Source organism: Roseateles sp. 22389, assembly GCF_052044995.1.
Taxonomy (GTDB): domain Bacteria; phylum Pseudomonadota; class Gammaproteobacteria; order Burkholderiales; family Burkholderiaceae_C; genus Roseateles.
On sequence record NZ_JBQEOF010000010.1, the window covers coordinates 155,914 to 174,860 of the forward strand.

At 70.4% G+C, this 18,947-nt stretch carries 23 protein-coding genes; 6 read left to right on the forward strand and 17 right to left on the reverse strand.

The annotated features are described in order from the left end of the window. Positions 1-66 precede the first annotated feature (66 nt). The 9 genes from ACTJKJ_RS15550 to ACTJKJ_RS15590 are packed head-to-tail and all read right to left on the reverse strand — an operon-like array spanning position 67 to position 7,290. Positions 67-708: a TetR/AcrR family transcriptional regulator gene (locus tag ACTJKJ_RS15550; RefSeq protein WP_091733927.1), complete on the reverse strand. Its 642-nt coding sequence runs from the start codon at positions 706-708 to the stop codon at positions 67-69. A 21-nt stretch (positions 709-729) separates the two neighbouring features. Continuing rightward, positions 730-1,809, reverse strand: a complete 1,080-nt coding sequence (paaE, locus tag ACTJKJ_RS15555; protein ID WP_297383799.1) for a 1,2-phenylacetyl-CoA epoxidase subunit PaaE — start codon at positions 1,807-1,809, stop codon at positions 730-732. A gap of 45 nt (positions 1,810-1,854) precedes the next feature. Then, the gene (gene paaD, locus ACTJKJ_RS15560; protein ID WP_297383801.1) at positions 1,855-2,451 is read right to left on the reverse strand and encodes a 1,2-phenylacetyl-CoA epoxidase subunit PaaD; all 597 of its coding nucleotides are present in this window, start codon (positions 2,449-2,451) and stop codon (positions 1,855-1,857) included. A 32-nt stretch (positions 2,452-2,483) separates the two neighbouring features. Next, a complete protein-coding gene (gene paaC, locus ACTJKJ_RS15565) occupies positions 2,484-3,257 on the reverse strand; it encodes a 1,2-phenylacetyl-CoA epoxidase subunit PaaC (protein WP_297383803.1) in 774 nt (257 codons plus the stop codon). 10 nt (positions 3,258-3,267) lie between these two features. After that, entirely contained in the window at positions 3,268-3,573 is a 306-nt protein-coding gene (paaB, locus tag ACTJKJ_RS15570) for a 1,2-phenylacetyl-CoA epoxidase subunit PaaB (RefSeq protein WP_147242123.1), read from the reverse strand. Positions 3,574-3,618: 45 nt separating this feature from the next. After that, positions 3,619-4,620, reverse strand: a complete 1,002-nt coding sequence (paaA, locus tag ACTJKJ_RS15575) for a 1,2-phenylacetyl-CoA epoxidase subunit PaaA (RefSeq protein ID WP_183480832.1) — start codon at positions 4,618-4,620, stop codon at positions 3,619-3,621. 9 nt (positions 4,621-4,629) lie between these two features. Then, a complete protein-coding gene (gene paaK / locus ACTJKJ_RS15580) occupies positions 4,630-5,937 on the reverse strand; it encodes a phenylacetate--CoA ligase PaaK (protein ID WP_440820993.1) in 1,308 nt (435 codons plus the stop codon). A 37-nt stretch (positions 5,938-5,974) separates the two neighbouring features. After that, a complete protein-coding gene (paaI, locus tag ACTJKJ_RS15585; RefSeq protein ID WP_343607366.1) occupies positions 5,975-6,430 on the reverse strand; it encodes a hydroxyphenylacetyl-CoA thioesterase PaaI in 456 nt (151 codons plus the stop codon). Continuing rightward, complete coding sequence (locus ACTJKJ_RS15590; protein WP_440820994.1) at positions 6,430-7,290, reverse strand: enoyl-CoA hydratase-related protein; 861 nt, start codon at positions 7,288-7,290, stop codon at positions 6,430-6,432. The genes paaI and ACTJKJ_RS15590 overlap by 1 nt, the downstream gene beginning before the upstream one ends. Before the next feature lie 212 nt (positions 7,291-7,502). Here ACTJKJ_RS15590 and ACTJKJ_RS15595 point away from each other — a divergent pair, with 212 nt between their 5' ends. After that, positions 7,503-8,120: a phenylacetic acid degradation protein PaaY gene (locus ACTJKJ_RS15595; protein WP_440820995.1), complete on the forward strand. Its 618-nt coding sequence runs from the start codon at positions 7,503-7,505 to the stop codon at positions 8,118-8,120. 45 nt (positions 8,121-8,165) lie between these two features. Here ACTJKJ_RS15595 and ACTJKJ_RS15600 read toward each other — a convergent pair whose 3' ends face one another. The 3 genes from ACTJKJ_RS15600 to ACTJKJ_RS15610 form a co-directional block, all read right to left on the reverse strand. Continuing rightward, positions 8,166-9,128, reverse strand: a complete 963-nt coding sequence (locus ACTJKJ_RS15600; RefSeq protein ID WP_440820996.1) for a carbohydrate kinase family protein — start codon at positions 9,126-9,128, stop codon at positions 8,166-8,168. 73 nt (positions 9,129-9,201) lie between these two features. Continuing rightward, positions 9,202-9,480 carry a helix-turn-helix domain-containing protein gene (locus ACTJKJ_RS15605; RefSeq protein ID WP_183480850.1) on the reverse strand — a complete coding sequence of 93 codons (279 nt, stop codon included), beginning with the start codon at positions 9,478-9,480 and terminating at the stop codon, positions 9,202-9,204. Then, positions 9,473-9,715 carry a transcriptional regulator gene (locus tag ACTJKJ_RS15610; RefSeq protein WP_321170194.1) on the reverse strand — a complete coding sequence of 81 codons (243 nt, stop codon included), beginning with the start codon at positions 9,713-9,715 and terminating at the stop codon, positions 9,473-9,475. Before ACTJKJ_RS15610 ends, ACTJKJ_RS15605 begins: the two co-directional genes overlap by 8 nt. A 274-nt stretch (positions 9,716-9,989) precedes the next feature. Here ACTJKJ_RS15610 and moaA point away from each other — a divergent pair, with 274 nt between their 5' ends. Genes moaA through ACTJKJ_RS15625 form a run of 3 tightly spaced genes read left to right on the forward strand, consistent with a single transcriptional unit; the run spans position 9,990 to position 12,419 of the window. After that, the gene (moaA, locus tag ACTJKJ_RS15615) at positions 9,990-11,123 is read left to right on the forward strand and encodes a GTP 3',8-cyclase MoaA (RefSeq protein WP_183492252.1); all 1,134 of its coding nucleotides are present in this window, start codon (positions 9,990-9,992) and stop codon (positions 11,121-11,123) included. Further along, positions 11,123-11,878, forward strand: coding sequence for a molybdenum cofactor guanylyltransferase (gene mobA / locus ACTJKJ_RS15620; RefSeq protein WP_440820997.1), 756 nt, complete (start codon positions 11,123-11,125; stop codon positions 11,876-11,878). Before moaA ends, mobA begins: the two co-directional genes overlap by 1 nt. Then, entirely contained in the window at positions 11,847-12,419 is a 573-nt protein-coding gene (locus ACTJKJ_RS15625; protein ID WP_297383820.1) for a GNAT family N-acetyltransferase, read from the forward strand. Before mobA ends, ACTJKJ_RS15625 begins: the two co-directional genes overlap by 32 nt. Positions 12,420-12,554: 135 nt before the next feature. On the opposite strand, the gene ACTJKJ_RS15630 is transcribed toward ACTJKJ_RS15625, so the two are convergent. Beyond that, a complete protein-coding gene (locus ACTJKJ_RS15630) occupies positions 12,555-13,400 on the reverse strand; it encodes a hypothetical protein (RefSeq protein ID WP_440820998.1) in 846 nt (281 codons plus the stop codon). Between the two features lie 102 nt (positions 13,401-13,502). On the opposite strand from ACTJKJ_RS15630, the gene ACTJKJ_RS15635 reads away from it, so the two are divergent. After that, the gene (locus ACTJKJ_RS15635) at positions 13,503-14,033 is read left to right on the forward strand and encodes an Mpo1 family 2-hydroxy fatty acid dioxygenase (protein WP_147241341.1); all 531 of its coding nucleotides are present in this window, start codon (positions 13,503-13,505) and stop codon (positions 14,031-14,033) included. A gap of 154 nt (positions 14,034-14,187) precedes the next feature. After that, positions 14,188-14,616 carry a CBS domain-containing protein gene (locus tag ACTJKJ_RS15640; protein ID WP_297383826.1) on the forward strand — a complete coding sequence of 143 codons (429 nt, stop codon included), beginning with the start codon at positions 14,188-14,190 and terminating at the stop codon, positions 14,614-14,616. Positions 14,617-14,753: 137 nt separating this feature from the next. Here the strand turns inward: ACTJKJ_RS15640 and ACTJKJ_RS15645 are convergent, their stop codons facing one another. The 4 genes from ACTJKJ_RS15645 to ACTJKJ_RS15660 form a co-directional block, all read right to left on the reverse strand. Further along, the gene (locus ACTJKJ_RS15645; protein WP_440820999.1) at positions 14,754-15,332 is read right to left on the reverse strand and encodes a nitroreductase family protein; all 579 of its coding nucleotides are present in this window, start codon (positions 15,330-15,332) and stop codon (positions 14,754-14,756) included. Between the two features lie 67 nt (positions 15,333-15,399). Beyond that, a complete protein-coding gene (gene phnE, locus ACTJKJ_RS15650; protein ID WP_440821000.1) occupies positions 15,400-17,112 on the reverse strand; it encodes a phosphonate ABC transporter, permease protein PhnE in 1,713 nt (570 codons plus the stop codon). Further along, a complete protein-coding gene (locus ACTJKJ_RS15655; RefSeq protein WP_440821001.1) occupies positions 17,109-17,924 on the reverse strand; it encodes a phosphonate ABC transporter ATP-binding protein in 816 nt (271 codons plus the stop codon). Before ACTJKJ_RS15655 ends, phnE begins: the two co-directional genes overlap by 4 nt. A 15-nt stretch (positions 17,925-17,939) precedes the next feature. Next, positions 17,940-18,830, reverse strand: a complete 891-nt coding sequence (locus ACTJKJ_RS15660) for a putative selenate ABC transporter substrate-binding protein (protein ID WP_440821002.1) — start codon at positions 18,828-18,830, stop codon at positions 17,940-17,942. Positions 18,831-18,947: the final 117 nt, after the last annotated feature.

Consider the following 18,947-nt stretch of genomic DNA (forward strand, 5'->3'; position numbering starts at 1 on the left):
GAACGCAAGGGAATGGGAGGTACTGCTACTGCGACTGCAAGGGGGCGATGCTCGTCCGCGAAACCTTCATGAGACTTGCGGCGCGGGATCGCGCGGGGCCGGGTCGGCGGCTTCGGTCCGGACCGCCCCCAGGCCGCCGAAGAAGAGGTCGGCCACCATCGGCGCGACCGCCTCGTAGGTCAGCGCGCCATCGGGGCGCAGCCAGGTGAAGGTCCAGTTGATCATGCCGAACAGCAGCATGGTCAGCGGCTTGTGCAGGTGGGCGCCGCGCAGCTCCGGCCGCACCGCGGCCACCGCGTCGGCGAAGCGGCCCACCACCTGGCGCTCGACCTCGACCATGCGCTCGCGGTGCTCGTCGTCCAGGAACTTCAGGTCCTCGGTCAGCACGCGGTGCTCGTTCTGCGCCTCGCCGTAGGCCTGCACGAAGCGATGGATCAGGCCACGCAGGTGATCCTGCGGCGGCAGGCCCTGCGCGCTCACCTCGTCGACCAGGTCGACCAGGTGCTGCAGGTGGTTCTGGCAGATCTGCGCGAGCAGCTCATGCTTGTCGCGCACGTAGTGATACAGCGTGGGCTTGCTGACCTCGCAGGCCTCGGCGACCTGGTTCATCGAGGTGGCCGGGTAGCCCTGGTTGGCGAAAAGTCGGGCGGCCTGCGCGAGGATCTCCTCGCGGGTGGCATCGAATCCGGGGGCGCGACCTCGGGCCATGGGTGTTGTTTTCCTTGTGAATCAGCGTTCGTCGAACGAGATCACGACGCGCGGCGTCAGGGCGTGGGCCTGACAGCTGAGGATGAATCCGGCCGCCACCTCGTGCTTCTCGAGGGCGAAATTCTTATCCATCCGGACCTCGCCCTCGATCAGCTTGCAGCGGCAGGTCGAGCACACGCCCGATTTGCAGGAAAACGGCACGTCCATCCCGGCCCGCGCCGCGGCGTCGAGCAGGCTGGGATCGCTCTTGCGGAACTCGATCTCGCGCGAGACGCCGTCGCGGATCACGAGCACCTTGGCGGCCTCGGCGTCCTCCGCATGGATCTCGTGCGGCGCCGGACGGCCGGTCTGCATCTCGGGCGTTCCGAAGCGCTCGATGTGGATGCGGTCCTCGGGCACGCCGGCGGCGCGCAGCGCGGCCTCGGCCTGCTCGTTCATCTCGAAGGGCCCGCAGACGAAGACCTGGTCGATGCCGGCCGCCGGCACCGGCCCGGCCAGGAACTCGCCCAGCTTGGCCTGGTCCAGCCGGCCCGCCATCAGCGGCGCGTCGACATGCTCGCGCGAGAACACGTGATGCAGCGTCAGCCGCGTCATGTAGCGGTTCTTCAGGTCCTCGAGCTCTTCCTTGAACATCGCCGAGGCCGGCCGGCGGTTGCCGTAGATCAGCGTGAAGCGGCTCATCGGCTCGCGCGCCAGCACGGTCTTCATGATCGACAGGATGGGCGTGATGCCCGAGCCCGCCGCGATGCCGACGTAATGCCGCGCCGACGCCGGATCGATGGGCACGTGGAAGCGGCCCTGCGGCGGGAAGACCTGGACCTCGTCGCCGGCCTTCAGGTGCCGATGCACCCAGGTGGAGAAGGCGCCGCCATCGACCTGGCGCACGCCCACGCGCAGCTCGCCGTCGTCGACGCCGGCACAGATCGAGTACGAACGGCGCAGGTCCTGGCCGCCGACGTCGCCGCGCAGCGTCAGGTACTGGCCCTGCGTGAAGCGGAAGGTCTCGCGCAGCGCCTCGGGGACGTCGAAGCACAGCACGACGGCGTCGTCGGTGTCCTGATGCTTGGCGCGCAGGCGCAGCGGGTGGAAGTGCAGGCTCATGGCGATGGCTCGGAAATCGTGAAAGGACGCGCGACCGGCGGCGGCTCAGATCGGCTTGAAGTGTTCGAAGGGCTCGCGGCAGGCGAGGCAGCGGTACAGCGACTTGCAGGCGGTCGATCCGAATGCGGACAGCTGCTCGGTGTGCGCGCTGCCGCAGCGCGGGCAGGCGATGGCCTCGCGGCGGCGGACGATGCGCACCGGCACCCCCAGCCCCGCGTCCACCGGCCCCGGCGGCGCGATGCCGTAGCGGCGCAGCTTCTCGCGGCCCTCGCCGGTAATCCAGTCGGTGGTCCAGGCGGGCGCCCGGCGCATCGTGACGGTGATCTCGCCGAAGCGGGCCAGCGCCTCGCGCACGCTCTGCTCGATCGCCTCGGTCGCGGGACAGCCGGAGTAGGTCGGCGTCAGCACGACCTCCAGGCCATCGGCGGTCTCGAGCAGGTCGCGCACGATGCCGAGCTCGACCAGCGACACCGCCGGCACCTCGGGATCGAGGACCTGCGACAGCACTTCCCAGGCGGCGGACAGGCGCCCGCAGCCGCGGTCGGTGGGACCGGGACCCGTGTCGGACGGGGCCGGACGCGGACCGGCCGGCGTCAGCGACGACAGCCAGCCCAGGTGCGAGGGCGTCGGGGCAGCGTTCATGGTGGTCCTCGAAGCGTTGGGCGTGGCCGCGCTCACCACACCCCGCCGGGGTAGGCGCGCTGCAACGACTGCATCGTCGCCAGCATGTGGCCCATGTGCTCGCTGTGGACGCCGCGCACGCCGGCGTAGACGTGCGGCGTGTCCTTCGGGCGGGCCAGGCGCGCCTCTGCCAGCACCTCGTCCATCGCGGCGTCCCAGTCCGGCTTGAGCGAGGACCAGGCCGGGCCCAGTCCGCTCGCCTCGGCAGCCGCATCGACCGCATCCGACGCGAACAGCTCGTTCACGTAGGGCCAGAGCGCCGCCAGCGCGGCCGTCATGCGACGGGTCGACTCCTCGCTGCCGTCGCCCAGACGCACGACCCACTCGGCGGCATGCTGCTGGTGATAGCGGACCTCCTTCACCGCCTTGGCGGCGATGGCGGCGACCTCCGCGTCGCTGGAGGCCTGCAGCCGCGTCCACAGCGGCAGCAGCCAGCAGGCGGAGACCAGGTTGCGCGCCTGAGTGAACGCGAAGTCGCCGCGCGGCAGCTCCATCAGCACGGGGTTCAGGTAGTGGCGCTCCTCGCGCAGGTAGGCGAGCTGGTCCTCGTCCAGCGGCTGCTCGTTGAGCTGGCCGGCGCGGGTCAGCAGCGCACGCGCCTGGCCCAGCAGGTCCAGCGCGATGTTGCCCAGCGCCAGGTCCTCTTCCAGCACCGGCGAGTGGCCGATCCATTCCGAGATCCGGTGCGACAGCACCAGGCAGGCATCGCCGATGCGCAGCAGGTACTGGACGTCCGCGCGCTGGCCGGGTTGAACGGAAGTGCTCATCGTCCGGTCCTCACATGTGGTCCAGCGAGGCGGGCAGGTCATAGAAGGTGGGGTGGCGATACACCTTGTCCTCCATCGGGTCGAACATCATCGACTTCTCGCCCGGATCCGACGCGACGATCGCCGACGAGGGAACGACCCAGATGCTGACGCCTTCCTGGCGGCGGGTGTAGACGTCGCGGGCCATCTGCAGGGCCATCTTCGCGTCGGGCGCATGCAGGCTGCCGCAATGCTTGTGGTCCAGGCCCGCCTTGTTGCGGACGAAGACTTCCCACAGGGGCCATTCATTGGCGCCGGTCGTTTGGTTGATGCTCATGATGCGTGTGCTTGGAAGGTCGTGTCGGAGGGCCTGGTCGCGCGATCAGGCCGCCTGGGCGGCGGTGGCGCGCTTGTTCGCGTGGGCCAGCGCGGCGTCGCGCACCCAGGCGCCCTCCTCCCAGGCCTTGACGCGGGTGGCCAGCCGCTCGGTGTTGCAGGGCCCGTTGCCGCCGACGACGCGCCAGAACTCGTCCCAGTCGATCGCGCCGAAGTCGTGCTGCTCGCGCTGGGCATTCCACTTCAGGTCGGGGTCGGGCAGCGTCACGCCGAGCAGCTCGGCCTGCGGCACGGTCGCGTCGACGAACTTCTGACGCAGCTCGTCGTTGGTCAGGCGCTTGATGCCCCAGCGCATCGACTGCTCGGAGTTCGGCGAGTCCTTGTCCGCCGGGCCGAACATCATCAGCGACGGCCACCACCAGCGGTTCACCGCGTCCTGGACCATGGCCTTCTGCGCCGCGGTGCCCTCGCGCATCATGACCAGCAGGCTCTCGTAGCCCTGGCGCTGATGGAAGGACTCCTCGCGGCAGATGCGGATCATCGCGCGCGCATACGGCCCGTAGGAGCAGCGGCACAGCGGCACCTGGTTCATGATCGCCGCGCCGTCGACCAGCCAGCCGATCACGCCGATGTCGGCCCAGGTCAGCGTCGGGTAGTTGAAGATCGAGCTGTACTTGGCCTTGCCGTTGTGCAGCGCGTCCAGCATCTGGTCGCGGCTGGTGCCCAGCGTCTCCGCGGCCGAGTACAGGTAGAGCCCGTGCCCGCCCTCGTCCTGCACCTTGGCCAGCAGGATGGCCTTGCGCTTGAGCGTCGGGGCGCGCGTGATCCAGTTGCCCTCGGGCAGCATGCCGACGATCTCGGAATGCGCATGCTGGCTGATCTGCCGCACCAGCGTCTTGCGGTAGTGCTCGGGCATCCAGTCCTTGGCCTCGATGAAGTCGCCCGCGTCGATGCGGGCCTCGAAGGCCTCGTTGCGCTGCTGCTCCTCGGCGGTCTGCAGCTTGGCCGCCTGGTCCTGCGGACCGACGCTCATGGCTTGCGTGTACATGGGGACTCCTTACGAATGCTTCGGACGCTGGTCGACGACGCGGCGCGCCTTGCCCACCAGCGTGCGTTCGATCGAATCGGGGGCGCCGACCGTCACGCGGGTCGACACGCCGATCAGCGTCTTGATGCGGTGCTGCAGCGAGCGGCTCGCCGCCTGCGCGTCGCCGCCCGCGGCCGACAGCTCGCAGCGCACCTCGACCTCGTCGAGGTGGCCGTCGCGGCTGACGACGATCTGGTACTGGCCGGACAGGCCGGGCTCGGCGAGCACCAGTTCCTCGATCTGCGTCGGGAACAGGTTGACGCCGCGGATGATCAGCATGTCGTCGCTGCGGCCGACGATCTTGCCCATGCGGCGCATGCTGCGCGCCGTCGGCGGCAGCAGCCGCGTGAGGTCGCGCGTGCGGTAGCGGATCACCGGCAGCGCCTCCTTGCTCAGCGAGGTGAAGACGAGCTCGCCCTCCGAGCCCTCGGGCAGCACCTCGCCGGTCTCGGGGTCGATGATCTCGGGATAGAAGTGGTCCTCCCAGATCACTGGGCCGTCCTTGGTCTCGATGCACTCGGACGCGACGCCGGGGCCCATCACCTCGGACAGGCCGTAGATGTCGACCGCGTCGATGCCGGCCTTGTGCTCGATCTCGCGGCGCATCGCCTCGGTCCAGGGCTCGGCGCCGAACACGCCGGTCTTGAGCGAGCTCGCGCGCGGGTCCAGGCCCTGGCGCACGAATTCCTCGACGATCACCTGCATGTAGCTCGGCGTGACCATGATCACGTCGGGCTTGAAGTCCTGGATCAGCTGGACCTGCTTCTCGGTCTGGCCGCCCGACATCGGAATCACGGTGCAGCCCAGCCGCTCGGCGCCGTAATGCGCGCCCAGGCCGCCGGTGAACAGGCCGTAGCCGTAGGCGACATGGACGATGTCGCCCGAGCGCGTGCCGGCGGCGCGCAGCGAGCGCGCGACCAGATCGGCCCAGGTGTCGATGTCGCGCCGCGTGTAGCCCACCACCGTCGGCTTGCCGGTGGTGCCCGAGGACGCGTGCACCCGCACGACCTGCTCGCGCGGCACCGCGAAGAGGCCGAACGGGTAGTTGTCGCGCAGGTCCTTCTTGGTCGTGAACGGGAACAGGCGCAGGTCGGCCAGGTCCTTCAGGTCGTCGGGATGCACGCCCTTGGCGTCGAAGGCGGCCCGGTAGTGCGGGACGTTCTCGTAGGCATGCTTGAGTGTCCACTTCAGGCGCTGCAGCTGCAGCGCGCGCAGCTCGTCCTGGCTGGCGCGCTCGATGGGCTCGAGGTCCTCGGGCCGGAAGGTCTTCACCGTCATGGGTCTCGTCTCCTTGTCGCCGCGGGCTCGGGCCGGCTCAGCCGGGCAGCGGCAGGTCCGCCACCACGGGCCGGCCCTTCATGCGGTAGGACCGCCCGCGGAAGACCGCGATCAGCTCGTCGCGTTGATTGGTGATGCGGATGTCGTAGACGCCGGTGCGGCCGGCCAGCGAGGTCTCGCTGGCGCGCGCCGTCAGGACGTCCCCCAGCCGGGAGGGCGCGACGAGGTCGATCGCGAAGCCCGACGCCACCGTCATCTCGTTGTGCGAGTTGCAGGCGAAGGCGAAACAGGAATCGGCCAGCGTCGTCACGAAGCCGCCGTGGCAGATGTCGAAGCCGTTGAGCATGTCCTCGCGCACCGTCATCGACAGCGTCGCGGTGCCGGGACCGATCGCGTCGATGCGCAGGCCCAGGCCCTGCGACGCGCGGTCATTGGCGAACATCGTGTCGCGCACAGCCTCGGCGATGCGCTGCGGATCGAGGGCCTCGCGCATCAGCGGTCCTTGAACACCGGCGCGCGCTTGGACAGGAAGGCGGCCGCGCCTTCCAGGTAGTCGTGCGCGTAGCCGAGCTGGCTCTGCAGCTTGGCCTCGAGCTTGAGCGCGTCCTCGAACTCCAGGTCCATCGAGGCATCGAGCGCCTGGCGCGTCTGCACCAGCGCGCGGGTCGGCATCTTCGCCAGCTTCTGCGCGGTGGCCATGGCTTCGCTCTGCAGCTCGGCATCGGCGACGCAGCGGCCGATCAGGCCCCAGGCCTGCGCGTCGGCCGCGGGCAGCTTGTCGCCCAGCAGCGCCAGCTGCATCGCGCGGGCCCGGCCCACCAGCCGCGTCAGCAGCCAGGTGCCGCCGCAGTCCGGCACCAGGCCTATCTTGGAGAAGGCCTGGATGAACGAGGCCGACTGGCCCGCCAGCACCAGGTCGCAGCCCAGCGCGAAGTTGGCGCCGGCGCCCGCGGCGACGCCGTTGACCGCGCAGACGGTCGGCACCGGCATGCTGCGCAGGCGCAGGGCCAGCGGGATGTAGTAATGGTCCAGCAGGTTGCCGATGTCCTTGGCCTTGGGCTTGCGCTGCGGATCGGCGTCGCCCGCGTGGTCGTCGAACTCGGGCTTGATGTGTGGGTCGGACAGGTCCTGGCCGGCGCAGAACGCGCGGCCGGCGCCGGTGATGAGCACCGCCCTCACCGCCTCGTCGTGCGCCGCTTCGTCCAGGGCGATGCGCAACTGGCCCAGCAGGCCGGTCGTGAACGCGTTCAGCGCCTGCGGCCGGTTCAGCGTCAGGACGCGCACGGCGCCTTCGGTGCTGATCAGCAGCGGGCTGTCTTCGGCGGTGGACGGGGGGGTGGGGGTGGTGCTCATTCGGCTTGTCTCCTCGGCCTGAGGGGGATTCAGCTTTTGCAGCTTTTTTTGATCGGCTTCTATTTACCGACCGGTCGGTAGATACTACGAGCCATCGAATCCCAACACAAGGCCAGTGACCTAGGGTTATCACCAAGATCGCGGTCATTTACAGGGAAAGTTCCCCTGGTGCTGGGGCCGAGGACGCCAGAACCACGATAGGAGACGAATCCATGCCCTGCTATGCCATCGACGGCCTGTCGCCGGTCGTCCATCCCAGCGCCCACGTGCACCCGACGGCGGTGCTGATCGGGGACGTGATCGTCGGGCCGGACTGCTACGTCGGCCCCTGCGCCTCGCTGCGGGGCGATTTCGGGCGGATCCGGCTGATGGCGGGCGCCAACGTCCAGGACACCTGCGTGATCCACGGCTTCCCGGCGTCGGACACCGTCGTCGAGGCCAACGGCCACATCGGTCACGGCGCGGTGCTGCACGGCTGCGTGGTGCGCCACGACGCTCTGGTCGGCATGAACGCGGTGGTGATGGACGAGGCGGAGGTCGGCGCCTACAGCATCGTCGCGGCCTGCGCGTTCGTGCGGGCGGGGCTGAAGCTGCCGGAGAAATCGCTGATCGCCGGGCTGCCGGCCAAGGTGATGCGGCCCCTGACCGAGGACGAGATCCGCTGGAAGCGCGAGGGTACCGAGACCTACCAGGACCTGGCGCGGCGCTGCCACGCCAGCCTGGTCGAGGTCAGCCCACTGGCCGAGGAAGAGGCCGACCGACCGCGCCTGCAGGTCGGCGGTCTGAAGTCGCTGGTGGCGACAAGACGCGAGGACGACGGCGACGCCTGAGCGTGCTAGCGCTGCGTTGAACGCGCCGCCGCCGCCGGGGCGCCTTCAGACCATCTCGGCCCGCTGCACCTGCACCCGGTCGATCAGCGCGGTCACCAGGCCGGACGTCAGCCCGTGCACGCCCGCGCCCGAGCACGCCGCGGCGCCGGCCGCGACGGCCCAGCGCAGGTGTTCCTCGGGCTCCTGGGCCGCGCCGTTCATCAGGCTGTAGAGCAGCCCGGCCATGGCGGCATCGCCGGCACCGATCGTGTCCACGACCGCGTCCAGCGGCGGCGGCGCGGCGCTGAGGTCCGCCTTCGGATGGAACAGCTGGGCGCCGCGCTCCCCCAGCGTCAGCATCACGATGGCGCGCGGGTTCCAGGCGGCGATCTGCGCCAGGCCGACATGGTGGTCGCGGCTGCGGAACAGGCCGCGCAGGTCCTCGTCCGACACCTTGATCACGTCCGCCAGCCGGCACATGCGCTCGAGCGTGCGGTCATAGCGCGAGTCCATCGAGATCCGGTAATTCGGGTCGTAACTGATGCGGGCGCCCTCGTCCTTGAGGGACTCGGCCAGCGCGATCAGCCGCGCGGCCAGCGGCTCGCGCGTCAGGCTGATCGAGCCGAAATGGGCCCAGCGCAGCGCCCGGCGCCAGCCGGCGGGTAGCGCGTGGGGGCGGAAATGCAGGTCGGCGCTGTCGTCGCCGACGAAGGCGTACTCCGGCGGCGACACCTGATGGACGAAGGCCATCAGCGGCGACTTGGCGAACTGCTGGATGAAGCGCAGGTCCAGGTGGGCGTCCGCGCTGGCCTGCCAGAGCTCCTGGCCGAAGGGATCCTTGCTCAGGCCGCCGGCGAAGGCGCTGAGCTGGCCGAGCCGCGACATCGCGATGGCCACGTTCCACGGCGAGCCCCCGCTGCGGCTGCACCAGGTACCGGGACCGGTGCGGATCATGTCGGTGAGGGCCTCGCCGAAGGAGACGAAGCTGGCCAGGTCCGCATGGACCACGGTCGTGGGGGTCAAGCTCATTCCGGGATTCGAACGCGCCTGACCTTCCGGTGCAAGTGACAAGTCCTACAGGGTGACGACCCCCGGGTCCGATTCAGCGCAGTTCCAACAGGACCTCCGGATGGGCCATCGCGACCCGGAGCAAGGCCCGGGCAGCGCCAGTCGGCTCGCGCCGGCCTTGCTCCCATTCCTGCAGCGTGCGCTTGGACACGCCCAGCAGTCCAGCGAAGTCGGCCTGCGACAGACCGGTGCGGGCCCGTGCTTCCGCGGCGCCAGGCACTTCGACGCGAGTGACTCGCGCGGCCTTGCCCGCTTTCATCTGCCGGATCGAGTCCAACAGATCCTGCTGAAACTTCTCCTGATCGTCAGGCATCTTCGACTCCTTGCTTCAGCTGTTCCAGAAAAGCGGTTGGCAGGTTGTCGAACGCTGCCTTCGCATACACGATCAACAGCCAGATCAAGTACTCCTCCACATTGAAGTAGATCACCCGAACCCCGCCTCGCTTGCCGCTGCCGGCCTTGGACCAGCGCACCTTGCGGCATCCCCCAGTGCCCGGAATCACGTCCCCGGCATCCGGGTTCAATGCGATCCAGTTGATGAATTCCACGCGTTCCGCTTCGGTCCAAAGGTCCCGGGCGTACTTCTGAAAGATGGGGGTTTCGGCAACGGTTCGCATGTTGCCACGCTACGTCGCTGACGTACAAGCGGTCGATGACTCATCTCAGCCGTCCGCGCCGCTCGGCCGACTTGCTCCCGTGAGATCCCTGCCCTCGACGAGTGGGCTGGCCAGGAACGGCTCGCCGTGTCCGATTCACGAGACACCGCGCCGCCCTTGACCATCCTCGGACGAGGCGATGCGGCCGGCGGCACAATCGCTCCCCATGACCGATGGTGTGATTCCGCTGCTCGATCTGCGCCAGATCGGGCGGACGCCTCCCGTGCCGCATCCCCTCCCCCCGCCCCGCCCGGGGCCGTGGCTGGACGCGCGCGGCCGGCCGCTGCGCGACCTGCGCATCTCGGTCACCGATCGCTGCAACTTCCGCTGCAGCTACTGCATGCCGAAGGAAGTGTTCGACAAGCACTACACCTTCCTCCCCCACCGCGACCTGCTGTCCTTCGAGGAAATCACCCGTCTGGCGGGGGTCTTCGCCGGCCTGGGGGTCCAGAAGCTGCGCCTGACCGGCGGCGAACCGCTGCTGCGCCGCAACCTCGAGGCGCTGATCGCCCAGTTAGCCGAGCTGCGCACGCCCGAGGGCCAGCCGCTCGACCTGACGCTGACCACCAACGGCTCGCTGCTGGCGCGCAAGGCGCGGGCGCTGCGGGACGCGGGCCTGCGCCGGGTCACCGTCAGCCTGGACGCGCTCGACGACGCCATCTTCCGCCGCATGAACGATGTCGACTTCCCGGTCGCCGAGGTGCTGCGCGGCATCGAGGCCGCCCAGGCCGCCGGCCTGGCGCCGATCAAGGTCAACATGGTGGTCAAGCGCGGCACCAACGACGACCAGATCGTCCCCATGGCGCGCCACTTCCGCGGCACCGGCGTGGTGCTGCGCTTCATCGAGTACATGGACGTCGGCATGAGCAACGGCTGGCGCATGGACGAGGTGCTGCCGTCCGCGCAGGTCCTGGCGCGCCTGCGCGAGGACGCCGAGCTGGTCCCGCTCGCCGCCACCGTCGAGGGCGAAACCGCCACCCGCTGGGGCTACGCCGACGGCAGCGGCGAGATCGGCCTCATCTCCAGCGTCACCCAGGCCTTCTGCGGCGACTGCAACCGCGCGCGGCTCTCCACCGAGGGCCGGCTCTACACCTGCCTGTTCGCCGGCGATGGCCACGACCTGCGCGCGCTGCTGCGCGGCGACGGCGAGCACCCGCCGCGGTCCGACGCCGAGATCGCCGCCGCGCTGGGCGCGCTCTGGACCCGGCGCGGCGACCGCTACTCGGAGCTGCGCGCCAGCCTGCCGGCGGCGGACTCCGGCCCGGCGCGCCGCGTCGAGATGCACTACATCGGCGGCTGATGCGCGCCACCGCGCTGATCCTCTGCGGCGGCCGCGCCACCCGCATGGGCGGCGTCGACAAGCCGCTCCAGCCCTTCCAGGGCCGGGCGCTGGTCCACCACGTCATCGAGCGCATCGCCCCCCAGACCGGCGGCCGGATCCTCATCAGCGCCAATCGACACCTCGACGACTACCGCCGCCTCGGCCACCCAGTCCTGCCCGACCCGCTGCCGGACTTCCCCGGACCGCTGGCCGGCATCCTCGCCGGGCTGACGGCGCTTGCGGATGCCCGGACTGCCCCCAGCGCCACAGGCACCACCGCCGCCGACACGGACGGCGCCCGGGCCGGTGATCGAGGTTCCGACGACCGCCATCCCGGCGACCACAGCGCGGGGGATCGCGGTCCCGGCGACGGCAATGACCGCGTCGGCGCCGAGTGGCTGCTCGTCGTCGGCGGCGACTGCCCCTGGCTGCCGACCGACCTGCTCGACCGCCTGGCCGCCGGCCTCGCACCGGACCACAGCGCCGCGATGGCGCTGGGCCGTGAGGCGCCGGGCGAGCCGCTGCGGCCCCAGCCCCTGGCCAGCCTGATCCATGTCCGGCACCGCGCCGGGCTGGCGGCGGCGCTGGACGCGGGCGAACGGCGCGTCGAGGGCTGGCTGCGTTCGCTGCCGCTGGCGCGGGTCGCCTTCGACCGGCCGGCGGACGAGCGCGCCTTCGCCAACATCAACGACAGGAGCGAGCTTGAGCGACTCGAACGACTGGACCGCGGCTGAGGGCCGACCGGCCGAGGGCGTGATCACGCTGCGCCTGCTGACCGAAGCGGACCTGCCGGCCTACAAGGCCTTGCGCGACGCGATGCTCGCGCGGCACGAGCAGGCCTTCACCTCCGACGCCGAGACCGAGCGCGCGCGCGAGGCCTCGAGCTACCGCGTGCGGCTGCATCCGCAGGCGGGCGGCAAGTCGCTGTTCACGCTGGGCGCGTGGTCGGGCGAGCGGCTGGTGGGCGCCCTGACCTGCGAGCACGAGAACCGCAAGAAGGTGATGCACGTCGCGCACCTGATCGGGATGATGGTCGACGACGAGGTCCGTGGGCGCGGCATCGGCAAGCGCCTGCTGCGACAGGCCCTGGCGCTGCTGCGTCGCGAGCCGCGGCTGGAGACGGTCACGCTCAGCGTCACGGCGGGCAACCAGGCGGCGATCGCGCTCTACCGGCGGGCCGGCTTCACCCGCTACGGCCACCTGCCCCGCGCCATCCGCCTGTCCGATGGCCGCTACTACGCCAAGGACCTGATGAGCCTCGACCTGAGGCCTTGATCGCAGCAGACGCCCAGGCCCGCCGCCAGCGAGCGTCGCTGGGGCCGGAACACCGCTTGGGGGTCCAGGAGGGATCCCCCATGCGGTGTGGAGAGCCCCCGCCTGGCGTCCCGCAGTCCTTCCGGCGCAAGGCGCTCAATCACACGCCGCCGCGGGAACAGCCGCGACGTCGACGTCCACCGTCAACTCGTCCTGGATCGCGAGCAGCCCGCCAAGGATGGAGAACGGCGTGATGCCGAAGTCGCTCTGACGGAGGACGAGCGCCCCCTGCGCCCTCAGGACCGAGCCCCCCGCATCCCCCGCAGGACGGACCACCCGCACTGGCACGTCGAGCAGGCGGGTCTGGCCGTGCCAGGTAACCGCGAGCTTGAGCGCCAGCACCGGGAAGGCGCCGGCGACGGTGGTGCTGCGCATCGCGATGACCGGGAAGCGCTCGCCGTCGACGGCCCGGAGCAGGTTGGCGCGGGTGCCGGCCATGTCGGACGCGGAGGGTGTGCTGGCGAACTCGGGCCCCAGCGGCGCGCGCCACTCGGGTTTATCGATGACCAGGTCGTCGAGCCGGAAGGCCAGTTCGACGCCGGCGCCGGCGATGCCGTCGGTGGGAACGAAGACCTGGCCGGTGAGCCGCTCGACGCCGATCACGTGGTTGTGGCCGACCTTGGCGAGGCGTCCAGCGCGAAAGACGTGGATGCGGACCTGCGAGGTGGCGGCGTCGACGCGATAGAGCCGGCCTTCGCCGCGTTGCTGCGCGGCCAGCCAGGCCGTGCAGGACGACGGGCCTGGCGACGATGGGGCCTCGCTGGCGCCGGGCGTCGTGGCTGTCGGCGTTGTCGCTGTCGGCGTCGTGGCTGGAGGCGCGGTGCCGCACCCGGCCAGCGCGCCTCCGAGCAGCAGCGCGGCGATCGCCGACGCGGCTGACCTTCCGCCGCCACGCCGATGCGCGCCTGGAGCCACCTCATTTGCCGGCGTCAACACTTGCATAGGGGTAAACCAAGAGTGGTCAGAACTACATTCTGAACGGCATAAACAAGCTGGTCGCACTAGCATTGCGACATCATGACGACACCTCGCACGGAGACTGCCATGGCACGCCAAGCCACCGACCTGATGGCGCAGTACGCCGCCTACCACCGCGATCGCCGCAACATCGCCACCCATTTTGTCGGCATCCCGCTGATCGTCTTCGCGATCGGCGTGCTGCTGGCGCGGGCGCAATTCCATGTCGGTGACTGGACAGTCTCCGCCGCCTGGCTGGTCTGGGGCGGCGCGACAGTCTGGTATCTGACGCGAGGCAACTTCGTGCTGGGCCTGTCCACGGCGCTGGTCAACGCGGTGCTGATGGCGCTGGCGCATCCGCTGGCGGACGGCTCCTTCGGCAGCTGGCTGGCCTGGGGCCTGGGCAGCTTCATCGTCGGCTGGATCATCCAGTTCGTCGGTCACTATTACGAGGGCCGCAAGCCCGCCTTCGTCGACGACCTGGTGGGATTGCTGGTCGGCCCGATGTTCGTCGTCGGCGAGGCCCTGTTCGCGATGGGCTGGGGCCGCGACCTGCTCGCCGAGATCGAGCGCCGCGCCGGCCCGACCCATCTGCGCGACCTGACCCACCCGGCCTGATCGGGGACGGCTGGCGCGGGCCGAGCGGGCCGATCCCGCCCGCGCGACCGCACGTCACCCCTTGTGGGGGTCGGGTCTTGCAGGGGCTTGCAGCCCCGGTCCAAGGCGCTTATCTTGGACGTCCGAGTTCCGTCAGATGTCGCCAGGAGGCCCCATGAAACCGGTGTCCGAACTGCTGAAGAATCGCGGCCCGAGCGTCTGGCGCGTCGCGCCGGAAGCCACGGTGTTCGATGCGCTGCACCTGCTCGCGCAGCACGATGTCGGCGCCTTGCTGGTGATGGAGGGCGATCGGCTGCTCGGCATCTTCTCGGAGCGAGACTACACGCGGAAGATCGCCCTGCAGGGGCGTGATTCGCGGCACACGCCGGTCAAGGATGTGATGACGCCCAACGTGTTCGTGGTGAAGCCCGACACCGACTGCCGCGAATGCATGAGCCTGATGAGCCAGCGCAAGATCCGCCACCTGCCCGTCGTCCAGGGCAACCAGGTCGTGGGCATGCTCTCGATCCGCGACTTGATGGACAACATCATTGCCGACGACGAAATGACCATTGCCCAACTCCAAAACTACATCTACGGCTAATGGGCGAGGCCCTGATTGGGGCGCCCCGCGTCGTTGCAAATCCTCGCCATAGCGCCGCTATGGCTGCGGTTTGCGCCTAGCGCTGCACCCCAATCAGGACCTCGCCGAACGCAGGACTGCGGCGAAGGCGGGCGCGGTCAGCCTGGCCAGAATTGAAGCGCCCTGTCGGCGCCGGACTTCGGCGGGCGAGCCTTCGAGGGCTTGTCGGAAGACGACGGGGTGCCCATCGCGATCCAACCGAGCAAGGTCTCGCCCGGCTCGCAGAACGCGGCGATGAGGCCGGGATCGCGCGCCTTCGCACCGCTGAGCATCTTTCCGCCGAAACCCAGCGCCTGCGCGGCATTCAGGAAATTGGTCAGCGCGCCACCGACGCACGCCCACTGCTCATGCGCCGGCACCTGCGGATGACCCAGGTCCAGGCGCGCGACCACCGCCACCGTCACCGGCGGGCGCAGCGCGCGCTCCTCGTCCATCGCGATGCCCGACTCGTCCTTACCCGCCCGGCGCGCAGCCGCCGCGAACAGCGCGGCCATCGACCGGCGCGCCTCCCCGCGCACGACCTTGAATCGGAACGGCACCAGCGCCGCATGGTCGGGCGCGTGCAGCGCCGCCTCCGTCATCGCGGCCAGCGCCGCGTCGTCCGGGCCCGGCTCGATCAAGTACTTCGGACCCACCGATGCGCGCGTGAGCAGCAGCTTCAGGGCTTGGTCGTTCATGGCGCCCCTCCTTCATCCAACGGCTTGCGGCATCGTGCCGCCGAAGCGGCGACCCACGATCCGCCAATCAATGATTCAAGCGCCGCCGCGCCGCGTAGGAGCAGGCATCGACGGCCATCACCAGCACCAGCATCGCCAGCAGCACGGTGCAAGTCTCCCGCATCTGGAACAGGCTCAGGTGCAGGCTGAGCATCTGCCCCAGGCCTCCCGCACCCACGACGCCCAGCACCGTCGCGGCCCGGATGTTGTTCTCCCATCGGTACAGCGTGTAGCTGAGCAGCTGCGGTGCCGCCTGCGGCAGCGTCGCGAAGGCGAAGACTTGCCAGCGCGACGCGCCCGCCCAGCGCAGCGCCTGGGCGGTCTGCGGCGGCGCGTTCTCGAGCGCCTCGGCCATCAGCCGGCCCAGCACGCCCGTCGTGTGCAGCGCCAGCGCCAAGGTGCCCGGCATCGGCCCCAGTCCCGCCGCCACCAGCAGCAGCGACGCCCAGACCAGCTCCGGCACGCTGCGCAGCGCATTGAGCAGCAGCCGCGACGCCCAGCGCAGCGGCCCCGGCGGCCGACTCGCCAGCAGCGCGACCGCGAGTCCGGCGATCGCCGCCAGCCCGCTGCCCAGCGCCGACATCGCCAGCGTCTCCAGCGCGCCCTGCCCGACCCGACCGAGGAAGTCCGGCGCGAGTTGAGGCGGGAAGAACTCGGCCAGGAAGCGGCCCATCTCCGCCAGGGCGCCGGCGCCGAGCAGTTCGCCCCAGCGCAGCGGCAGCGTGACGACGCTCATCACCAGCAGCGCCAGCAGCGCCGCCAGCAATGTCCGCAGTCCCCAGCGCGCGGGCGGTCGGGCGGACAGCGGATGCCGTGACTCGCCGCCCTGCCCCGCGATGCGCGCCGGCCGCAGCCAGGCGCTGATGCGGTCCGCCATCGCCACCAGGGCGATGAAGATCAGCAGGATGGTCGCCACCTCGGAGCCGGCGAACATCTTGGTCGCGTTGTCCAGTTGCTGGCCCAGCCCGCCGGCGCCGACGAAGCCCAGCACCACCGAGGAGCGGATCGCGCATTCCCAGCGGTAGACCGTGTAGCTGACCAGTTCCTCCGAGCAGCTGGGCAGCGCGCCGAAGAGCAGCGCCTGCAGCCGCCCCGCGCCGCCGCGCAGCAGCGCCTGCGTCGGCGCGGCGTCGGCGCTCTCCAGGATCTCGGCGTAGACCTTGCCGAGCATCCCGCCGTAGGACAGCGCGATCGCCAGCACGCCCGCGCCCGGTCCGAGGCCGATCACGCGCACCAGCATCAGCGCCCATACGAGTTCCGGCACCGAGCGCAGCACGATCAGCACCGCCCGCACCGCCCAGCGCAGCGCCGCCGGCCCCGCCGCCATGCGGCCGCTCAGCGCCGACACGGACAGCCGCGCCGTTGCCAGCAGCGCCAGCGGCACGGCGATCACCCAGGCGAGCGCCAGCCCGACCGTCGCCATCGCCACGGTGCGCCAGGTGTCGGCGGCGAGCATGGTCAGGAACTCGAGGTCCACGCGCGGCGTCAGGAACTGCCCGGCAAAGCGCATCGTCGCGCGCAGGCTGCGCTCGTCCAGCAGCTCCCAGGGTCGGAACTCGCACCAGACCAGCAGCGGCCACAGCACGACCAGCACGGCGACCACAAGCCCGACCCGCCGAGCGGCCGCCGGGTCGCGCCGCCACGGCGCCGTGGCCGTCGATGACGACGCGCGGTCGGTGCCACCTCCGCCGCCACGACCACTTCCTGGGCCGTCGTGCCGTTCGGCGCTGCCGGCGTTCATCGGCACATCGCCTGCGGCGGTGCGGCGGTCATTGGCGCGTCGTCGGGCGTCGAGGGGGTTTCATTCAGCAGGTCGGCGTAGATCTCGTCCAGCTGGCGGGCGCCGAGGTCCCGCGGCGGGCCGTCGTAGACGAGTCGGCCCTGGCGCAGCGCGATCACGCGCGGGAAGAGGCGGCAGGCCAGATCGACCTGGTGCAGGCTGCATACGAGGGTGCGGTCCTGGGCGCGGGCGGCGTCCTGCAGGACGGCGAGCACCCGCTGCGCGCGCTGCGGATCGAGGGCCGAGAGCGGCTCGTCGGCGAGCCAGAGCCGTGCCTGGGACACCAGCAGTCGCGCCACCGCCACGCGCTGGCGCTCGCCGCCGGAGAGCTGGTCCACGCGCGACCAGAGCCGGGCGCCGAGCTCCAGCCGGTCCAGCGCGTCGAAGGCCAGCCGGGCCTGGGCCTGGTCGGGGCTGAACAGCATGCGCAGGCTGCGGGCCACCGAGGCGCCGGGCAGCCGGCCGGCCAGCACGGCGGTCACGACGCGCTGGCGCGGCGGCAGCGGTGGGTGCTGCGGCGCCAGCATCAGCGTGCGGCGCAGTTGGTGGCGTTCACGCGAGGACAGCGCCCAGCCGTCCTGGCCGCCCAGGCGCAGCGTGCCAGCGGCGGGGCGCGAGGCCAGGGCCAGCGCATGCAGCAGCGAGGTCTTGCCGGCGCCCGAGGCGCCGATCAGTGCGACCTGCTCGCCGGGCTCGATCCGCAGCGACAGCGGCTCGATCAGCGTGCGCGCGCCGGCCTGCAGCCGCAGGCCCTCCAACACCAGCAGGGACATCGCGCTCGTCTCAGCTCACTTCAGCAGGCCGGCGTTCTCGGCGGCCGCCTTGATGCCGGCGTAGTTCTCCGGCTGGGTTGGCACGAACTTTGTTGCGCGCTGCAGCTCGAGGATCTCCTTGCCTTCCGGCGTCGAGGGGCTCAGCTTCAGGAAGGCGGCCTTGAGCTTTTCCTTCGTCGCGGCGGGCATGTCGGCGTGGACGCTCCAGTTGTAGTCGTAATACGGCGGGGTGGTGAAGAACACCTTCAGGGTGCCGGTGTCGACCTTCTTCTCGGCGACCAGTTTTTCCCAGACGGAGATGTTGAGCGCGCCGGCGTCGACCTTGCCGGACGCGACCGCGGCCACGGTGGCGTCATGCGCGCCGGAGAAGGAGATGCGTTTGAGGTCGGTATCGGGATTGATCTTCGCGGCGAGGAGGAAGGAGCGCGGCATCAGGTGGCCGGAGGTCGAGGAGGCCGAGCCGAAGCTGAGCGTCTTGCCTTTGAGGTCCTCGAGCTTGCGGATGCCAGACTGGGTATCGGTGATGAACACCGAGCGGAATTTTTCGTCTTCCTCGCGTTGCACGAGGGGGACGATCTTGCCGCCGGAGCGCACGTTCGCCTGCACGAAGGTGAAGCCACCGAACCAGGCCAGTTCGACCTTCTTGTTGGCGAGGGCCTCGACGGCGGCGGCGTAGTCGGTGACGGGGGTCCACTCGACCTTCACCCCGAGTTCCTTTTCGAGGTACTTGCCGAGCGGCGCGAACTTGCGCGCCAGTTCGGTTGGTGACTCGTCGGGAATGGCGGTCACGCGGAGGACCGGCGGCGAGGTCTGGGCCTGGGCGGAACCGATGCTGCTCGCGATGATCAGCGAGGCGGTGGCGATCCCCTGCAGCGCACGGCTGACATGGTGGAAGAGGCTGGACATCAGAGAGCTCCTGGGGGTGAGTTATCCGCAGTCAAAGAACTGGCTACCCGAGCGGCGGCCGCATCAGCCAGCGCCAAGAGGACTGCCAGCAGTCAAAGAACTTGCCGCCCTTGGGGC